This is a genomic window from Ponticaulis koreensis DSM 19734 (assembly GCF_000420665.1).
Taxonomy (GTDB): Bacteria; Pseudomonadota; Alphaproteobacteria; order Caulobacterales; family Hyphomonadaceae; genus Ponticaulis; species Ponticaulis koreensis.
In genome coordinates this window covers 2155547-2170672 of the sequence record NZ_ATVJ01000001.1, presented here as the reverse complement: position 1 = coordinate 2170672, position 15126 = coordinate 2155547, and the positions used below count along the sequence as shown (strand labels likewise).

The window sequence follows — 15126 nt, the reverse complement described above, 5'->3', positions numbered from 1 at the left end:
ACTGCAAAGTCGGGCCGCCTTTAATTCGATAATCGCTCGGATTATTGAACGATGATGCGCACTTCTGAACGACGGTTCAGAGGCTCACGTACACCGTCTTCAGTTGGACGAGCAGGCTCAGTCTCACCGAAGGCTTCTGTGCTGATCATGTCAGCAGAGACACCGCGAGCTACGAGAGCATCACGAACCACTGCCGCACGACGTGCAGAAAGACGAACGTTGTAAGCTGCTGCACCAGAGCGGTCAGCGTGGCCGCCGATACCTACTGTAGATACAGAGCAGTCACCGCGAGCTGCGATCTGACGAACCGCACGGTCGATAACCGCTGCCGCTTCAGATGTGAGGTCAGACTCGTCCCACTCGAAGTAAACCACGAATTCCTGAGACACAGTCGAGCACGCTGGGAGCGCCGGACGCGGTGGAGGCGGCGGCGGAGGCGGCGGTGGTGGTGGCGGAGGAGGAGGTGGTGGCGGTGGTGGCGGAGGCGGTGGCGGAGGCGGTGGTGGCGGCGGAGCCGCAAACTGCCAACGCAGACCAGCTGTCACGTTATGTTCGATATACTCTGACTCATAGCTCGTCTGGATACCAGCGAACTCGAGGTCTGGAGACACGAAATAGCGGTATCCAAGGTCAAAAGTCAGTTGCTCAGTGAGATCATAACCGAAACCAGCGAGGAGTTGGTAAGCAAAGTCACCAGATCCGTCGTTAAAGCCATTTACCTGTGTGACCGTTGTCGGAAGTGACGTCGTGTCGATAACATAAAGGTTACGAACGTTCGCATTGAGCTCAGAGATACCGAGACCACCACCAATATACGGAGCAAAATTACGACCCAGATCAAAGTCGTAATACAGGTTAAGCATCAAATCCCAACCAGTCGCGTGGCCTGCAGCCGCGTCATAGCTGGTCTGAGTGCCAGAGAGGCCTGCATCAAAAAGCGTACGAGCCGCTACATCGTTAGGAACATCAAATTTGGCGTCACGGAAGGTCAACGCACCTTCGAGGCGGAAACCATTGTCGAAACCATAACCAAGACCACCGCTGTAAAGCCAGTTATTGTCGATGTCTGCAGAACCCGCCAGGTTACCCGGAAGCGGTGTAACAGCATCATAATCGAATGTGCCGTCAAAAGTGTAACCTACGTCACCGCGGACATACCATCCGTCAGTTGCGTGGGCCGCGCCCGTTGCCGTCGCCATTGCGAGGGCTGCGGTGGCGCACAAAAGAGTTTTTTTCATACCCATCCCCTTGAGTGAGCCGCCAAAGTCGTCGGACTGAGCGGCCATAGGAAACCGTGTGGAACGTCCACACATCTTTGTACATATCCAGTTTCTGAGAAAAATGCGATACCCTTTCCGAGGTAAGTCGTTGCATTTTCATGTCGTTTTCGACCAGAGAGGCTAGAATGCAACAGTTCTAGGCATTCTTCGCCAGATTTTCGCCTTAATAGGGATAACTCTGCGTCAAATACGTCACGCTTGAGCAACGAAACACCGAATTTTGATGAGAATCGATTTCTGAAATTGCCGGATGACCTTTTCACTTCCTCCCACCGGCATCGCACGCTCTACTGAACAATCAGAGCAGTCCGGAAACAGGCGAAAAAGCCCCCACTTCATGCTCTGACACAAGCATGACGCGCGGCAGACTTACGGGTTCCAAAGTTTTTCGAATTTTGTGTGAGAAACCTAGTCGCCAGTCTCGCCAGTGTCTCGTCGATTGCCCGGCGTTTCTTCTGCCTGATCGGAGGCCTCTCCCGGAATGGCGTACCCATCGGACAGCCAGCGCGACAGATCCACATCTGCGCATCGTTTCGAACAAAAAGGCTTAAACTCTGGTTTCGCGCGGTTTTTCTCACAAATCGGGCAAAGTGGCAGGCGGCTCATATCAACTCTATCTGGTAATCGAGCCCCGCATTGTTCAGAGGCTCCCATCTTATCCGACCGCCTGTCCGGGCCTTTAATTCGCCCTGCCAGTCAAATGCGGTCTGTTTCATATACTCGGTCAGCGCGGCCGACGTCTTCAGCGCAAAGAAAGCGCTTCGATCCGATTCGGCAAGAGTTAGTGCTTCACGCATCGCGCTCAAAAACGCTTCCATAGTTCGGCGTTCTGCACTGCATGTCTCAGTCGTAATCTCGAACAGCGGCTTTTCGCGACGTGCTACCGTAGCCTCTATCAATCCGAACACAGACGGAGGCAGCACCCTCACCGTACGTCCGGTCAACGCCTTCAAACTGGCTTGGAATTGGGCTGCCAACCCTTTTGCTTTCTCACCTTTCGGCGCGCCCTCAAGGTCAACTACAAATAGTCCCGCGAGCCTGCGCAAATTGATATGGCGCGCGGCTGTGGCAAGCGCATCCGTGTTCAATCCAGGAACACCTGAGCGTTGAACTCGCCCCGATGAATCTACGTCTATCGCAGTCAAAGCCCTCGTATGATCAAAATGTAGCTCTCCGCCATTGTCGATCGTAACGGTCGATGCCGATGCAACATCTATTGCCGCGCGGCACATCTCTGCTTTTTGCACAAAGGAGAGCTCATCTGTCAGATCAGCATACCCCGGCAAACGCTCAAGCCATGCATTTTGCGCATCGCTTTCAGACAGGATAACAGGCTGAGCTGATGTCGGTGAAACATTGGCGAGCTTATCACCATACGCCTCTGCACGCACCGAGACATTGATATGCGCGCCCACTATAGGCGGTGTCCGTGATTCTGAAATATTGAAAAATGCCTGCTCACCGGTCGAGAGGTCGACAAAGCCCATCCTGCCTGAGCGGTCGATGGACCTTACGATCGCAGGCAGCACATCGCCGCAACGCGCTGACGCATCAATATCGCGATCACGCCAGATAAATAGTGCAACCGGCTCTCCGTTCGGCAGGCTGGCCAGCGACCAGCGCTCACCAATCCAGCTGATATCGATCAGCTCAAGCATGACCGCTGGTCAGGACAGGAAACCCTGCCCCCATCAGGAGATTTCGTGTTTCAAACAATGGAAGTCCAACGACTGCAGAGTATGAACCACTCAGGTCAGAAATGAATGCCGACGCCATGCCCTGAATGCCATAGCCGCCAGCCTTACCATTCCATTCGCCACTCGCGAGATAAACTGCAATCTCCTCGTCGGTCAGACGCTTCATCTTCACACGTGTAACAACAACGCGGCGAGACAACGAGCCATCAGCAGCGATAACCGCGATGGCCGTCATAACTCTGTGGGCACGCCCGGAGAGGAGCTCGAGGCATTCGCGCGCAGAGACTTCATCTTCGGTTTTTGGCAGAATACGGCGCCCGACAGCAACAACCGTGTCTGCTGCAAGGATAACGCTACCCGTAAATTGGCCCTGCACGGCCTGAGCTTTCTCTATGGCCAACCGCTCGGCGTAGACGCGCGGAAGCTCGCCCTGATGAGAGGTCTCATCAAGGTCAGCAGGATAAATTTTGGTAGGAATGATGCCCATTTGCGCAAGCAGGTCGCGCCGCCTCGGCGAGGCGCTAGCGAGCACAAGATCAGGCAAAGAAGAGTCGGACACCACTATTTAAAGCGGTAAGTAATGCGCCCCTTGGTGAGGTCGTACGGGGTCATTTCAACAAGCACTTTATCGCCTGTCAGAACACGAATTCGGTTTTTACGCATTTTACCTGCCGTATGAGCCACGATTTCGTGGTCATTTTCCAGCTTCACCCGGAACGTCGCATTGGGAAGCAATTCCACAATCGTTCCAGTGAATTCAAGCATCTCTTCTTTTGCCATGCACTCCTCGAAGGCAACCAATCTAATCAAGGGCTCGCATATAGTGTAATTTTCGCGAAAGCGTTACCCATTATGCACAAAATAGCCGCATAAACTTCAAGGGACAGCACAAGACCCCTGAATTTAAGCGCTTTTTTAGCTGGTAAAAAATATCAGCCTTTGGCGTGCAGAGCACAAATAAGAGTAAACAAGCGACGCGCCGTATCAAAATCTGTGTCGATTTTCCCGCGCAGGCGCTCTGCCAGAAGCTCAGAACCTTCGTTGTGAATGCCGCGACGCGCCATATCGATCGCCTCGATCTGGTTCGGAGTCTGATTGCGGATCGCATCATAATAGCTGTCGCAAATCATAAAGTAGTCTTTTACTATCCGGCGAAATGGCGCCAATGACAGAATGAAGGTGTGCAAATGCACATCTTCTTCATTGCTGATCTGCATAATCAGGCGGTTATCCTGACGCGATAAAGCAAGCTTGTAGGGGCCTGCGGGATTACCCTCCAAAGAAAAGGTATTGTCTTCGAGCAGATCAAAAATCGCCACACGACGTTCGTGCTCAGCATCCGGCCCGGCCGCACTGAGGGTTTCATTGTCGATGTCTACAGCGATGATCCGCTCAGAACTGGTCACGTCTCTGTTTCCTTACCGAATCGAATGGAAACACTCCGTTCGTGTGCAGGCAAGTGCTCAGATTGTGCAAGCGCAATCGCTGAGGGTGCAAGATGCTCGAAACCGGCGCGGCTGACCGACTGGATAGATATCCGTTTCAGGAAATCAAAAAGTCCGAGCCCCGAGGAGAAACGCGCGGCTCCCGAAGTCGGAAGCACGTGATTCGATCCTGTCACATAGTCACCGAGCGCTTCAGGCGCCCAGGCACCGAGAAAGACCGCGCCCGCGTGACGGACCACATCAACCTTACTTTCAGGTGCCTCAATGGCGAGTTCGAGGTGTTCCGGCGCAATCTGATTGGAAATTTCGCAAGCTTCATCGATGGAGCGAGACTGAATGAAAGCGCCGTGCGCCTGCCATGATGTTGTTGCTGTCTCGACCGTAGGAAGCTGTTGGAGCTGGCGATCAAGCTCGCGCTCAACCGCATCCAGGTATTCTGCTTCCGGTGAAATCAAAATGGATTGTGCAGCAGGATCGTGCTCAGCCTGGGACAGGAGGTCAGCTGCAATCCAGTCGGCAGGAACGGAGCCGTCACCGATAATGCAAACCTCAGAAGGTCCGGCCACCGTATCAATGCCTACCCGGCCGAACACCTGACGCTTCGCTTCGGCGACAAACGCATTACCCGGGCCAACAATCTTATCTACCGGCTTCATATTACCGGCACCGAAAGTCAGTGCCGCAACAGCCTGCGCACCACCGATCGGATAATATTCCTGAACGCCAGCACGAATAGCAGCGTAAGCTACAGCAGGGCTCAAAACACCATCCGGCGTTGGCGCAACCATCACAATACGCTTCACACCTGCAACGCGTGCCGGCACCATATTCATCAGCACAGAACTCGGATAATTCGCGCGTCCGCCAGGCACATAGACGCCAACCGAATCCACGGCATTCCACTTCCAGCCAAGATTAAGCCCGTGGCCATCATCAAAGCTGTGGTCGGAAGGCATCTGCGCTTCGTGATAGGCCGAGATACGGTCATGCGCGAAATCGATGGCGCGCTTTACTTCATCCGGGCAGCCTTCCGCAATTTTGGCTAGATCCATAGATGGGTTTGAAAGCGTGTCAGGCTCAATCTCGAAACGGTCGAACCGGCTTGTATATTCAGCCACAGCTTTACCGCCGCGCGTCTCAACCGCATCCAGGATTTCACGCACAATGTCGCGCGTATCCTGCGCATTGCCGCGAGGTTCTTTCAGAAATGCGCCGAAGTCGGCTTCGAAACCACTATCAGAACTATTAAATCGCCGTGCCATCTGGCGTTATTCCTTGTGTGCCGGACGGTTTTTTGCGGGCCATGGCTGGCTCACGTCCACAAGTGTTGCATCCAGACAGTCTGCTGACACAACAAGCTCTCCGTCGCCAGCAAAAATGAGACGGAACTGACCAGAAGGAGCTTCATCCCCCTCTTCCCACTCGACAGACATAAGCGAAAGCACAAGATCGGCGGACTTCGGCGGCAGACCGCGCGCCTTTACGCCCGTGACATCTTCCAGAGACAGTGCGCTGCGAACACGCTGTTGCGCGTCGCCTTCGCCATTTTCCCAACGAAACCGATTAAACTCGATGAGGAAACGTCGCTTGCGAGCTTCATAAGCAATGTCAGCCGGCTTACAGACGCCGTCCTGACATGCAGCTGAAATGATTTTCAGATCGTCGGCATCTACGGCCATCAATCTCAATGTGTTCGCTTGCGACAATTCCGCCTCCGGGCATTCCGTCGTTATTCTGTGTCGGCCCCGCGTTCGATCCGGGCACCACATGCATTTAGTTTCTCTTCGAGATTCTCAAAGCCCCGATCGAGGTGATAAATGCGATTAACTTCAGTCTCACCTTCAGCGACCAGACCGGCGATGACCAGGCTGACAGATGCGCGCAGGTCGGTTGCCATCACGGGCGCCCCTACGAGATGGTCTACGCCGTGCACCGTAGCAACCTTGCCCTGCACACGGATGTCGGCGCCGAAACGGTTCAACTCAGGTGCATGGAGAAATCGGTTTTCGAAGATGTTTTCTGTGATTGTGCTCGTACCGTCCGCAACAGTCATCAGCGCCATGAACTGGGCCTGAAGGTCAGTCGCAAACCCCGGGTGTGGCTGCACATCGACGTCAACGGCCTTCAGACGCGCGCCATTTCGCTGAATGCGTACACCATTGTCTTCCACGGTCGCAGTCACGCCCGCCTTGCGAAGATGCTCCAGCAGAGATGTCATTTCAGCAGCCGGCGCGCCCTCGAGGAGAACGTCTCCACCAGCCGCCGCCGCAGCCATGGCGTAAGTGCCAGCCTCAATACGATCCGGCATGACAGAATAAGACACGCCTTTGAGTTTATCGACGCCCTCAATACGAATAGTCGATGTTCCCTCGCCTTCGATCTTCGCGCCCATGGCTTTCAACATGTTAGCAATGTCGATAATTTCCGGCTCGCGCGCGGCGTTATTAATGGTGGTGGTCCCTTTCGCGAGGGTGGCAGCCATCATTGTATGCTCTGTCGCACCAACGGACGGAAATGGCAGATCGATAATCGCACCGTTCAATCCACGAATTGCAGCGGCTTTCACATAACCTTGCTCGATCACAATGTCGGCGCCCATTGCCTCAAAAGCATCAAGGTGAAAATTCACAGGGCGTGCGCCAATTGCACAGCCACCTGGAAGTGAAACCGTTGCATGCCCGATGCGCCCAAGAAGCGGACCGAGGACGTTGAACGTCGCACGCATTTTACGCACCAGATCATATGGCGCGATCGTGGAAGAGATGTTCGCTGCGTTAAGGCGGCAGGTAGAGTCGCCTTGTGGCCAATAGACGTCAACGCCAAGCGTCGAAAGCAGGCGCGCCATAAAGCGTGAGTCAGCCAGATTGGGCATATTACGCAGTTCGACAGGCTCGTCTGTCAGAAGCGCAGCTGCCATGAGTTTCAGTGCGGAGTTCTTGGCACCTGAAATACGGATTTTTCCGTTCAGCTGGTGGCCGCCGCGAATTGTAAGTTTGTCCATGGCGCAAGCTATTCCCGGAGTCGCGCAAACGCAAAGGCGTTATTGCGGCAAAAGTCAGATCAATTCAGGCTATTTCGGACCGGATGACGTATCGGGCTCCGATTTGGCCTTTCTCGCCGCCGACTTACGACGCCGCAGGTTGGCGCGCAATGCATCCTTTAATCTCTGCTCTTTTTCAGCGGCAGAACGCTTGTGAGGGGATTTGCCGGTTTCTTCAGACATTCTTTATCCGCGCTACTCATAAGGGGTTTTCAATCGCAATGGTTTGAGGTAACGAGCCCGCTCTGCGATTTCAATGCCGCGGTAGCTCAGTGGTAGAGCGCACCCTTGGTAAGGGTGAGGTCGGGAGTTCAATTCTCCCTCGCGGCACCAGTTTTAATAAAAATTATAAATTCAAAAACGAGCGTGATTCTCAATCCGCTGTTTACGAGTAAAAATGACTGCCAAAAGGCATTTCAGACATAAAAAAACATGACCAATACGAAGCAGCACGCCTTTGAGAACGTGTTCAGAACGTCAAAAGTGTGATTTTTTTTCAACACTTACACATTATTCTTTTGAAAAATAAGCCCTATTCGGAAGGCTGAAGGTCCTTAATTATTAGTCAAAATCTATAATTTTCAAATGGCTAGATGATTAAAAAAAAATCATATGCTGAAAATTCAGGCTTGATCTGATGAATCTCCTATCGCATAGTCTTCTCAATGACACCGGTGTCATACCGTGACACACCTTTGGGAGGAAGTTCATGAAACGCACTTTGTTCAATCAATTTTTTGCAGGCGCATCCCTGCTTGCAATGGCTGTGGCGGCACCAACCGCTATTGCCCAGGAAGCTGAAACAGCTGACGACGAAGCCCGTCTGTCCACTGTCCAGGTAACCGGTTTCCGCGGCTCACTTGCTGAAGCTCTCGACGTTAAGCGCGAAGCATCTGGCGTTGTTGATGCCATTGTTGCGGAAGACATCGCAGCATTCCCTGATCTGAACCTTGCTGAATCTATTCAGCGTATCCCTGGCATCTCGATCAACCGCGTTGCAGGGGAAGGTCGCCAGATCACGGTTCGTGGTCTCGGCTCTACATTCACACGTGTACGCATTAACGGCATGGAAGCACTCTCCACCACGGGCGGTGCAGACTCTTCTGGCGGCACAAACCGTAGCCGTGGTTTCGACTTCAACACATTCGCATCTGACCTCTTCAACGAGATCGTCGTCACCAAAACGACGTCTGCGTCTATGGATGAAGGCTCCCTCGGTGCGACGGTAGATCTGCGTACAGCGCGTCCGCTGGATTATGACGCTGGCCTGACAGCCGCTGGCTCAGCACAGTTCGGCTATAACGATCTTTCTGAAGAGTTCAGCCCTCGCTATGCTGGCCTCCTGTCCTGGACCAACGACGCAGAGAACTTCGGTGTTCTTGTGTCTGCGGCTTATTCAGACCGCACAATCCTCGAAGAAGGCTTCTCTACGGTTCGTTGGCAGGATGGAAACTTCCGCTCAGTCAACGGCGTTGCCTGCCCTGCAGGTCCGGATTGCGCATCTGTAGACACAAACTCTCTGAACTATCACCCGCGTATTCCGCGCTATGGCCGCCTGACTAACGATCAGCAACGCCTTGGACTGACGGGTTCTGTTCAGTTCCGTCCGACTGACCGCACAACAGTTTCTCTCGACGCTCTCTATTCGAACTTCGAAGCGACACGCGTAGAGAACTATATGGAAGTCTTCTTCCGTAGCCAGGAAGGCCAGATCGACGTCAATAGCTTCACGCTGAACAATGCACAGAACATCGTCGACTCAGGTAACTTCAACATCAGCCCGAACGCAAACGGTACTCACCCGATCCGTTCTGAAGGCCGTTACGACGAACTCGAAACAGACTTCACCCAGTTCACTCTGGAAGTTGACCACGAATTTTCTGATCGTCTGCGCGGTAACTTTGTTGCTGGTACGGTTCAGTCCGACTTCGACAACCCGATTCAGACAACCATCTTCTTCGACGCTGTCGGCGACGTGAATGGCTACACCTATGATTTCCGTGGCAACGAAAATACGCCAGCGATTGATTTCGGTAGCCTCGACATCACTGACCCGTCCCAGTTCGCGTTCACAGAATTCCGTGACCGTCCGAACTCCGTTTCAAACTCCTTCACCAACTTCGCTGGTACACTTGAGTATGACTTCAACGATGCAGTCGTTCTCTCTGGCGGCGTTAGCCTGAAACAGTTCGAGTTCGACACAACCGAAGCGCGTCGTGAGTCTACCAACGGCTCACTGGTTTGCGGTCTTCCGGGCATCACCTGCCCGGCAGGTGCAACAGGTCTGCCGATCACAGCTGACCTCTACAGCATCCTGTCCGGCTTCGGCACAAACCTCGGAATGCCAGGCAGCAATGACACGAGCTGGATTATTCCAAACGTGTCCGCAGCAGCTGACCTGATCAACGCTTATGGCATTCCGGGCGCTGTGCGTGACGGCAATACCCGTGGTGTAGAAGAAGAAGATCTGGGCGTATTCGTTCAGGCTGACTTCGAATACATGCTCGGTGATGTTCCAGTCCGTGGTGACGTTGGTGTTCGTTATGTCGAAACAACAGTTGAATCTACCGGTATCGTAAGCGGTACAACCGTAACGGTTGAACGCTCATATGAAGACACGCTTCCATCTCTGAACCTGAACTTCGAACTTCGCGAAGATCTCGTTCTGCGTACAAGCGTTGCGAAGGTTATGGCGCGTCCATCTCTCGGCAACCTGACACCAGGCGGCTCTCTGGACAGCTTCAACGGCCCTCCATTCTCCTACAGCGCGGGTAACCCGGGTCTCGATCCTTTCCGCGCGACGACATATGACGTGTCTCTGGAATGGTATTTCGACGATGAAGCACTCGTGTCCTTTGCGTACTTCTACAAAGACGTAGACAACTTCTTCAACTCTACGATCTCTAACGCGGTACCTTACAGCCAGACAGGCCTCCCAGCGAGCCTGCCACCAGCATCCAGCCCGCTATTCAACCTGATCCAGGCTGGCGGTGATCCGACTGTTGAAGTTCGCCAGACATCTAACGGCGGCCCAGGCAGCATTTCCGGCTTTGAGATTGGCTATCAACAGCCATTCACATTCCTGCCGGGCTTCTGGTCCAACTTCGGCTTCCAGGGCAACTTCACGCACGTCGAGTCTGATGACATTATCGGCTTCTCTCCGAACGCGTACAACGCAACCCTGTACTATGAAGATGACCGCTTCTCTGCACGTCTGTCTGCTGCGCAACGTGATGCCTACATCACACGCCGCGAAAACTCTAACGGACGTGACGAGCGCGGTGTAGACTCCAGCTTCAACTTGGACTTCGCATCTTCGTTCCAGCTGAACGACCAGATCGATCTGACGTTCGAAGCGATCAACCTGACTGACGAGTTCGAACAGCAAATCTTCGATGCTGCCGATCTTGTGAACGTCTACCACCACACGGGAACCGAGTTCCTGTTCGGTGCACGCTTCAAGTACTAAGTTCTCCCTCAGAACTATCTCCTGTTCTGCAGATCAAACTGAAACCGGCGCTTTCCCTGTGGCGCCGGTTTTTTCTTAACTAATCGGAGGTTCCAGATGACACGCCCTACCCGCCGCCAACTGTTTCAATCACTCGCCGCAACGGGGATCGCCCTTCCCGCGCTGAACGCATGTTCGAGCCCATCAGGCCAGCCGCGCTCGACCGCTGAAGATCGCGAATGGGGCTTTGGTTATGAAGACCAGCGTATAGCTGACCGTGGAGATGGCACCTTCCTCAATCCCATCTTCGCAGGCGATCACCCTGACCCGGCAATCATACGTGATGGCGACGTCTACTACGTTACCTTTTCAACCTTTGAGGCATATCCGGGGCTGATGATTTACCGGTCATATGATCTCGTAAACTGGGAGCCGGTTGCCCCTGCGCTCAACACTTATATCGGCTCGGTCTGGGCACCTGATCTCGTGCTGCATGAAGGCCGGTACTATCTCTATATTCCAGCTCGCACCGATGAATACCGGTCGATTTATGTGATTACAGCGGACAATATCGAAGGCCCATGGTCAGATCCTGTCGACCTGTTTTTGCCCAATCATATCGACCCCGGACACATCGTCGGAGAAGACGGTAAACGCTATCTGTTTTTATCGAACGGCGACATGATCGCGCTGACAGATGATGGCCTCGCTACGGATGGCGACGTTACGCACATTTATGATCCGTGGCGCTATCCTGAAAGCTGGGACGTGGAATGCTTCTGCCCTGAAGGGCCCAAAATGCTGCGTAAAGATGGCTGGTTCTACATGCTCACGGCCGTTGGCGGAACGGCCGGCCCACCGACGAGCCACATGGTCATCAGCGTACGATCCCGCTCGGTACACGGCCCATGGGAACACGCACCAAACAATCCGCAGGTTCGAACACTGACACGCGACGAACAATGGTGGTCACGCGGTCATGCTACGCTGATCGACGGGCCGAACAGTGACTGGTGGCTCATCTCCCACGGATATGAAAACGGCTATTGGACATTGGGCCGGCAAGCGCTGCTCGAACCCGTCCGTTGGCGCGAGGACGGCTGGTGGGAATCGCTTGGCGGCGATTTATCTTCAGCCTTCCCTATTCCCGCAGCGGAGAGAAGCCTCACGCACGGTACGCCTCATTCAGATGACTTTTCAGGCTCCAGTCTCGCCGATCAATGGCGCTTCTTCCGCCCGTCTCGCGACGAGTATGAGCGCATATCCCTGCTTCAGCCCGGACTGGTATTGACCGCGCGCGGCGAGAGCCCTGAAGACAGCTCTCCACTTTGCTTTGTTGCTGGTGACCTATCCTACGAAGTCACAGTCGAAATGCGACGCGACACAGGCAATGAAGCTGGACTACTCGCCTTCTACAATGACCAACTTTATGCCGGTCTCGCATTCAATGATGACGGACTTCTTTTCCATCGGTATGGCATGGCACGTCGACGCGCTGCTGATATTCCAGCGGGAACGGAGACCCTTTTCGTTCGCATGAAAAATGATGAACACGTGCTCACCTTCTATTTCAGCCTTGATGGCGAAAGCTGGTCTAAAATGGACGTGCAGATGGAAGTTTCAGGCTACCATCACAATGTCGCCTACGGCTTTCTCAGCCTACGACCGGGTATCTATTCGTCACGCGAAGGCGCTGCCCGGTTTTATAACCTGCAGTACAGGGCTTTGCGTAACGACACATAAAAAGAAGGGCCCGCCAAAGGCGAGCCCCTCACTTCAGATCATGTGACAGAAAATCAGGGACTATGCTTCCGTCAATCGAAGTGAAATCTCTTCTCCAGCCAGGGTGACGGACGCACTATCACCTGCAAAAGCTTCATGAACACCTGTTACAGCGCCCGTAAGAACCATCATGCCGGCCTTCAGTGGCAGGCCACGTTTAGCCGTATTTTCAAGCAGGTAGCGAACGGATTCTACCGGACCACCCGGAATAGCTTCAGGGGTTGCTCGCCCGACAGACTGCTGATTCACAAATGTCTCAAATGTCCATGAGGACAGGTCCATATCGCGCCAGCCAGAAATCTCCTGACCTATAATCAGGCCTCGATTGTTTCCGAAGTCGGAGATCGTCACCAACGGGCCAAAGTCGTTGATTCCTTTGAACGGGCTGCTTGCCAGCTCAACGCCAAAATGCAGCGCGCCGATGTATTCCAGCGCATCTTCAGTCGAGAAATCGGTCTTACCCGCAGGCACGTCCTTGCTGATAACAGCGGTGACTTCACCCTCAACCGCCGCAAAGCCGTCTGCGTACACAGGAAGAGTGAGCACATCACCGGCGTTCCGATGGAAAAATTCTTCGAACACTGGGCCGACCAGACGGTCATGACCGAGTTCTGTTTCATACTCGCCCGTAATCCGTCCAACTTTCCAGCCTGCAATGGCAGTAGGCCAAAGCGCGATGGCTACGTCCTGAATAGCATACGCTTCGTCGAGGCTGGCTGGCAGTTCGCCTGGATACACGTCAATTCCGGCACCGCTGCGACGTGCCGTGACAAATGCCTCAGCCCGCGCATCTGATCCAGCGAGTTTCTGTGTTTGCGTTTCCTCGCTCATTTCCAAGCCTCGTTTTCTTTATTTCTTTTGTCGTTCTGGACATCGATGGTAACCGGTGTCATTCATGCTTGTCTAGACGTTGTTGTACGTTTATCCAACAACAAAATACCGAGAGCACACTTTTCCGGGGAGGAAATATCAAATGAGCTTTTCTAAACTTCGCACCGCACTCATCGCGACTACGCTTTTCACGGCAGGACCTGCTCTGATGGCCGGCTGCGCAACGGCTGTTGAGCCAGTTGCAGCGCCTGCAGTCAGCTACACCCTGCCAGCGCCGGACGCCATCGGATGGGATTACGGTCTCCCCCCATACGCGCAATCTGTCACCAATGGTGGCAATGGCGGCGAAATCGTTCGAGTCACCTCTCTTGAAAGCGAAGGCCCGGGCACGCTCCGCGCCGCACTGGAAGCCGAGCATGACGGTCCGGTTACGATCGTCTTTGAAGTTGCAGGCGCGATTGATCTGGACGGCAACAACCTGCCTATCCGTGGATCAGACATCACGATTGCCGGTCAGACAGCCCCCTCCCCGGGCATCACGCTGATCCGCGGCGGTTTCACGATTTCTGGCCACGACATCATAGTTCAGCACCTACGCGTACGTCCAGGCGACCGCGGCATGCCTGAACGTTCAGGTGACGACATTGACGGCCTGTCCACAGGTGGCGCGTACAACATTGTCGTCGACCATTGCTCTTTCAGCTGGGCGACTGATGAGAACCTGTCCTCTTCAAGCCGCCGTTTCTCTGGCGAGACACCGGAAGAATGGCACCAGAACGCGTCTCATGATGTGCTGTATTCCAACAATATCATCGCAGAGGGCCTCGCACATTCTGTTCACGCAAAAGGCGAGCACTCCAAAGGCTCTCTTATCCACGACCACGTGAACAATATCGTGCTCTATGCGAACCTGTACTCTTCAAATTATGAGCGCAGCCCGCTGTTCAAAGGCGACGTGCACGGCGCGATCGTGAACAACTTCATCTACAATCCGGGCCAACGTGCCGTTCACTACAATCTGCAAGCGCTCGAATGGGCGGGTCACGCGCCTGAGCTTGGCGAGATGGACCTCGTTTCAAACGTCATGCGCTATGGCCCGTCTACACAGCCCGACCTGCCAATGGTGATGATTGGCGGCATTGGCGATCTGTCTATCTATGAGAGCGACAATATTGCCGTAGACCGTTGGGGCCATGATGCGCCGATGTACGGTCATTACACCGTTGGCCCAGCTGAGTTCCTGACAGCGGATTCTGCGCACATGGACCTCGAATCACTGCGCATCCTTCCATCCGATCAGGTAGAAACCTACGTTCTGACCAATGCAGGCGCACGCCCTTGGGACCGCGACACACATGACGTTCGCGTGACGGCGGATGCTGCGGAAGGACGCGGCGGCATTATCGATAGCCAGGACGAAGTTGGCGGATACCCCGAATTTCCTGAGGTTCGTCGTGCTTTTAACCCGGAAAACTGGGATCTGAACACAATGAGCCCGCGCAATGAAGCCGCCCTCAGCGGCGACCTAAGCGCTCGCGGCACTTAAATTTCAGCTATACGACGCTTTTTGAGGCTGTATGCTTTCGCAAAACATCAGCCTCAG

Annotated in this window: 14 protein-coding genes and 1 tRNA gene; 4 read left to right on the top strand and 11 right to left on the bottom strand. The window is 54.0% G+C overall.

The genetic code is table 11. From position 1 onward, the window contains the following. Positions 1-41: 41 nt before the first annotated feature. The 10 genes from G523_RS0111000 to G523_RS21140 form a co-directional block, all read right to left on the bottom strand. Positions 42-1238, bottom strand: a complete 1197-nt coding sequence (locus G523_RS0111000) for an OmpA family protein (RefSeq protein ID WP_027441663.1) — start codon at positions 1236-1238, stop codon at positions 42-44. A 450-nt stretch (positions 1239-1688) separates the two neighbouring features. Continuing rightward, the gene (locus tag G523_RS0110995) at positions 1689-1886 is read right to left on the bottom strand and encodes a DNA gyrase inhibitor YacG (protein WP_022695117.1); all 198 of its coding nucleotides are present in this window, start codon (positions 1884-1886) and stop codon (positions 1689-1691) included. Next, complete coding sequence (locus G523_RS0110990; protein WP_022695116.1) at positions 1883-2938, bottom strand: ribonuclease E/G; 1056 nt, start codon at positions 2936-2938, stop codon at positions 1883-1885. The genes G523_RS0110995 and G523_RS0110990 overlap by 4 nt, the downstream gene beginning before the upstream one ends. Then, the gene (locus tag G523_RS0110985) at positions 2931-3521 is read right to left on the bottom strand and encodes a Maf family protein (protein ID WP_155802649.1); all 591 of its coding nucleotides are present in this window, start codon (positions 3519-3521) and stop codon (positions 2931-2933) included. The genes G523_RS0110990 and G523_RS0110985 overlap by 8 nt, the downstream gene beginning before the upstream one ends. A gap of 17 nt (positions 3522-3538) precedes the next feature. Further along, the gene (gene infA, locus G523_RS0110980; protein ID WP_022695114.1) at positions 3539-3757 is read right to left on the bottom strand and encodes a translation initiation factor IF-1; all 219 of its coding nucleotides are present in this window, start codon (positions 3755-3757) and stop codon (positions 3539-3541) included. A gap of 152 nt (positions 3758-3909) precedes the next feature. Next, complete coding sequence (locus tag G523_RS0110975; protein ID WP_022695113.1) at positions 3910-4383, bottom strand: UPF0262 family protein; 474 nt, start codon at positions 4381-4383, stop codon at positions 3910-3912. Continuing rightward, positions 4380-5684 (bottom strand): histidinol dehydrogenase, encoded by a 1305-nt coding sequence (gene hisD, locus G523_RS0110970; RefSeq protein ID WP_022695112.1) that lies wholly within the window; start codon positions 5682-5684, stop codon positions 4380-4382. Before hisD ends, G523_RS0110975 begins: the two co-directional genes overlap by 4 nt. A gap of 6 nt (positions 5685-5690) precedes the next feature. Continuing rightward, on the bottom strand, positions 5691-6128 hold the full coding sequence (locus G523_RS0110965) for a DUF2948 family protein (RefSeq protein ID WP_022695111.1): 438 nt from the start codon (positions 6126-6128) through the stop codon (positions 5691-5693). Positions 6129-6151: 23 nt separating this feature from the next. Further along, positions 6152-7423, bottom strand: coding sequence for a UDP-N-acetylglucosamine 1-carboxyvinyltransferase (gene murA / locus G523_RS0110960; protein WP_022695110.1), 1272 nt, complete (start codon positions 7421-7423; stop codon positions 6152-6154). Between the two features lie 69 nt (positions 7424-7492). Further along, positions 7493-7645: a hypothetical protein gene (locus G523_RS21140; RefSeq protein ID WP_169447705.1), complete on the bottom strand. Its 153-nt coding sequence runs from the start codon at positions 7643-7645 to the stop codon at positions 7493-7495. A 75-nt stretch (positions 7646-7720) separates the two neighbouring features. On the opposite strand from G523_RS21140, the gene G523_RS0110955 reads away from it, so the two are divergent. The 3 genes from G523_RS0110955 (at position 7721) to G523_RS0110945 (ending at position 12653) form a co-directional block, all read left to right on the top strand. Further along, positions 7721-7795, top strand: a tRNA-Thr gene (locus G523_RS0110955). A 376-nt stretch (positions 7796-8171) separates the two neighbouring features. Further along, a complete protein-coding gene (locus G523_RS0110950) occupies positions 8172-10931 on the top strand; it encodes a TonB-dependent receptor (protein ID WP_022695109.1) in 2760 nt (919 codons plus the stop codon). Between the two features lie 96 nt (positions 10932-11027). Then, positions 11028-12653 carry a family 43 glycosylhydrolase gene (locus G523_RS0110945; RefSeq protein WP_022695108.1) on the top strand — a complete coding sequence of 542 codons (1626 nt, stop codon included), beginning with the start codon at positions 11028-11030 and terminating at the stop codon, positions 12651-12653. A 60-nt stretch (positions 12654-12713) separates the two neighbouring features. On the opposite strand, the gene G523_RS0110940 is transcribed toward G523_RS0110945, so the two are convergent. Further along, positions 12714-13523 carry a 2-keto-4-pentenoate hydratase gene (locus G523_RS0110940; protein ID WP_027441659.1) on the bottom strand — a complete coding sequence of 270 codons (810 nt, stop codon included), beginning with the start codon at positions 13521-13523 and terminating at the stop codon, positions 12714-12716. Between the two features lie 142 nt (positions 13524-13665). On the opposite strand from G523_RS0110940, the gene G523_RS0110935 reads away from it, so the two are divergent. After that, a complete protein-coding gene (locus tag G523_RS0110935; RefSeq protein WP_022695106.1) occupies positions 13666-15069 on the top strand; it encodes a pectate lyase family protein in 1404 nt (467 codons plus the stop codon). Positions 15070-15126: the final 57 nt, after the last annotated feature.

Coding starts and splice junctions, on each gene's coding strand:
- G523_RS0111000 (WP_027441663.1), bottom strand. CDS start 1,238: ATGAAAAAAACTCTTTTGTGCGCCACCGCAGCCCTCGCAATGGCGACG.
- G523_RS0110995 (WP_022695117.1), bottom strand. CDS start 1,886: ATGAGCCGCCTGCCACTTTGCCCGATTTGTGAGAAAAACCGCGCGAAA.
- G523_RS0110990 (WP_022695116.1), bottom strand. CDS start 2,938: ATGCTTGAGCTGATCGATATCAGCTGGATTGGTGAGCGCTGGTCGCTG.
- infA (WP_022695114.1), bottom strand. CDS start 3,757: ATGGCAAAAGAAGAGATGCTTGAATTCACTGGAACGATTGTGGAATTG.
- hisD (WP_022695112.1), bottom strand. CDS start 5,684: ATGGCACGGCGATTTAATAGTTCTGATAGTGGTTTCGAAGCCGACTTC.
- murA (WP_022695110.1), bottom strand. CDS start 7,423: ATGGACAAACTTACAATTCGCGGCGGCCACCAGCTGAACGGAAAAATC.
- G523_RS21140 (WP_169447705.1), bottom strand. CDS start 7,645: ATGTCTGAAGAAACCGGCAAATCCCCTCACAAGCGTTCTGCCGCTGAA.
- G523_RS0110950 (WP_022695109.1), top strand. CDS start 8,172: ATGAAACGCACTTTGTTCAATCAATTTTTTGCAGGCGCATCCCTGCTT.
- G523_RS0110945 (WP_022695108.1), top strand. CDS start 11,028: ATGACACGCCCTACCCGCCGCCAACTGTTTCAATCACTCGCCGCAACG.
- G523_RS0110940 (WP_027441659.1), bottom strand. CDS start 13,523: ATGAGCGAGGAAACGCAAACACAGAAACTCGCTGGATCAGATGCGCGG.
- G523_RS0110935 (WP_022695106.1), top strand. CDS start 13,666: ATGAGCTTTTCTAAACTTCGCACCGCACTCATCGCGACTACGCTTTTC.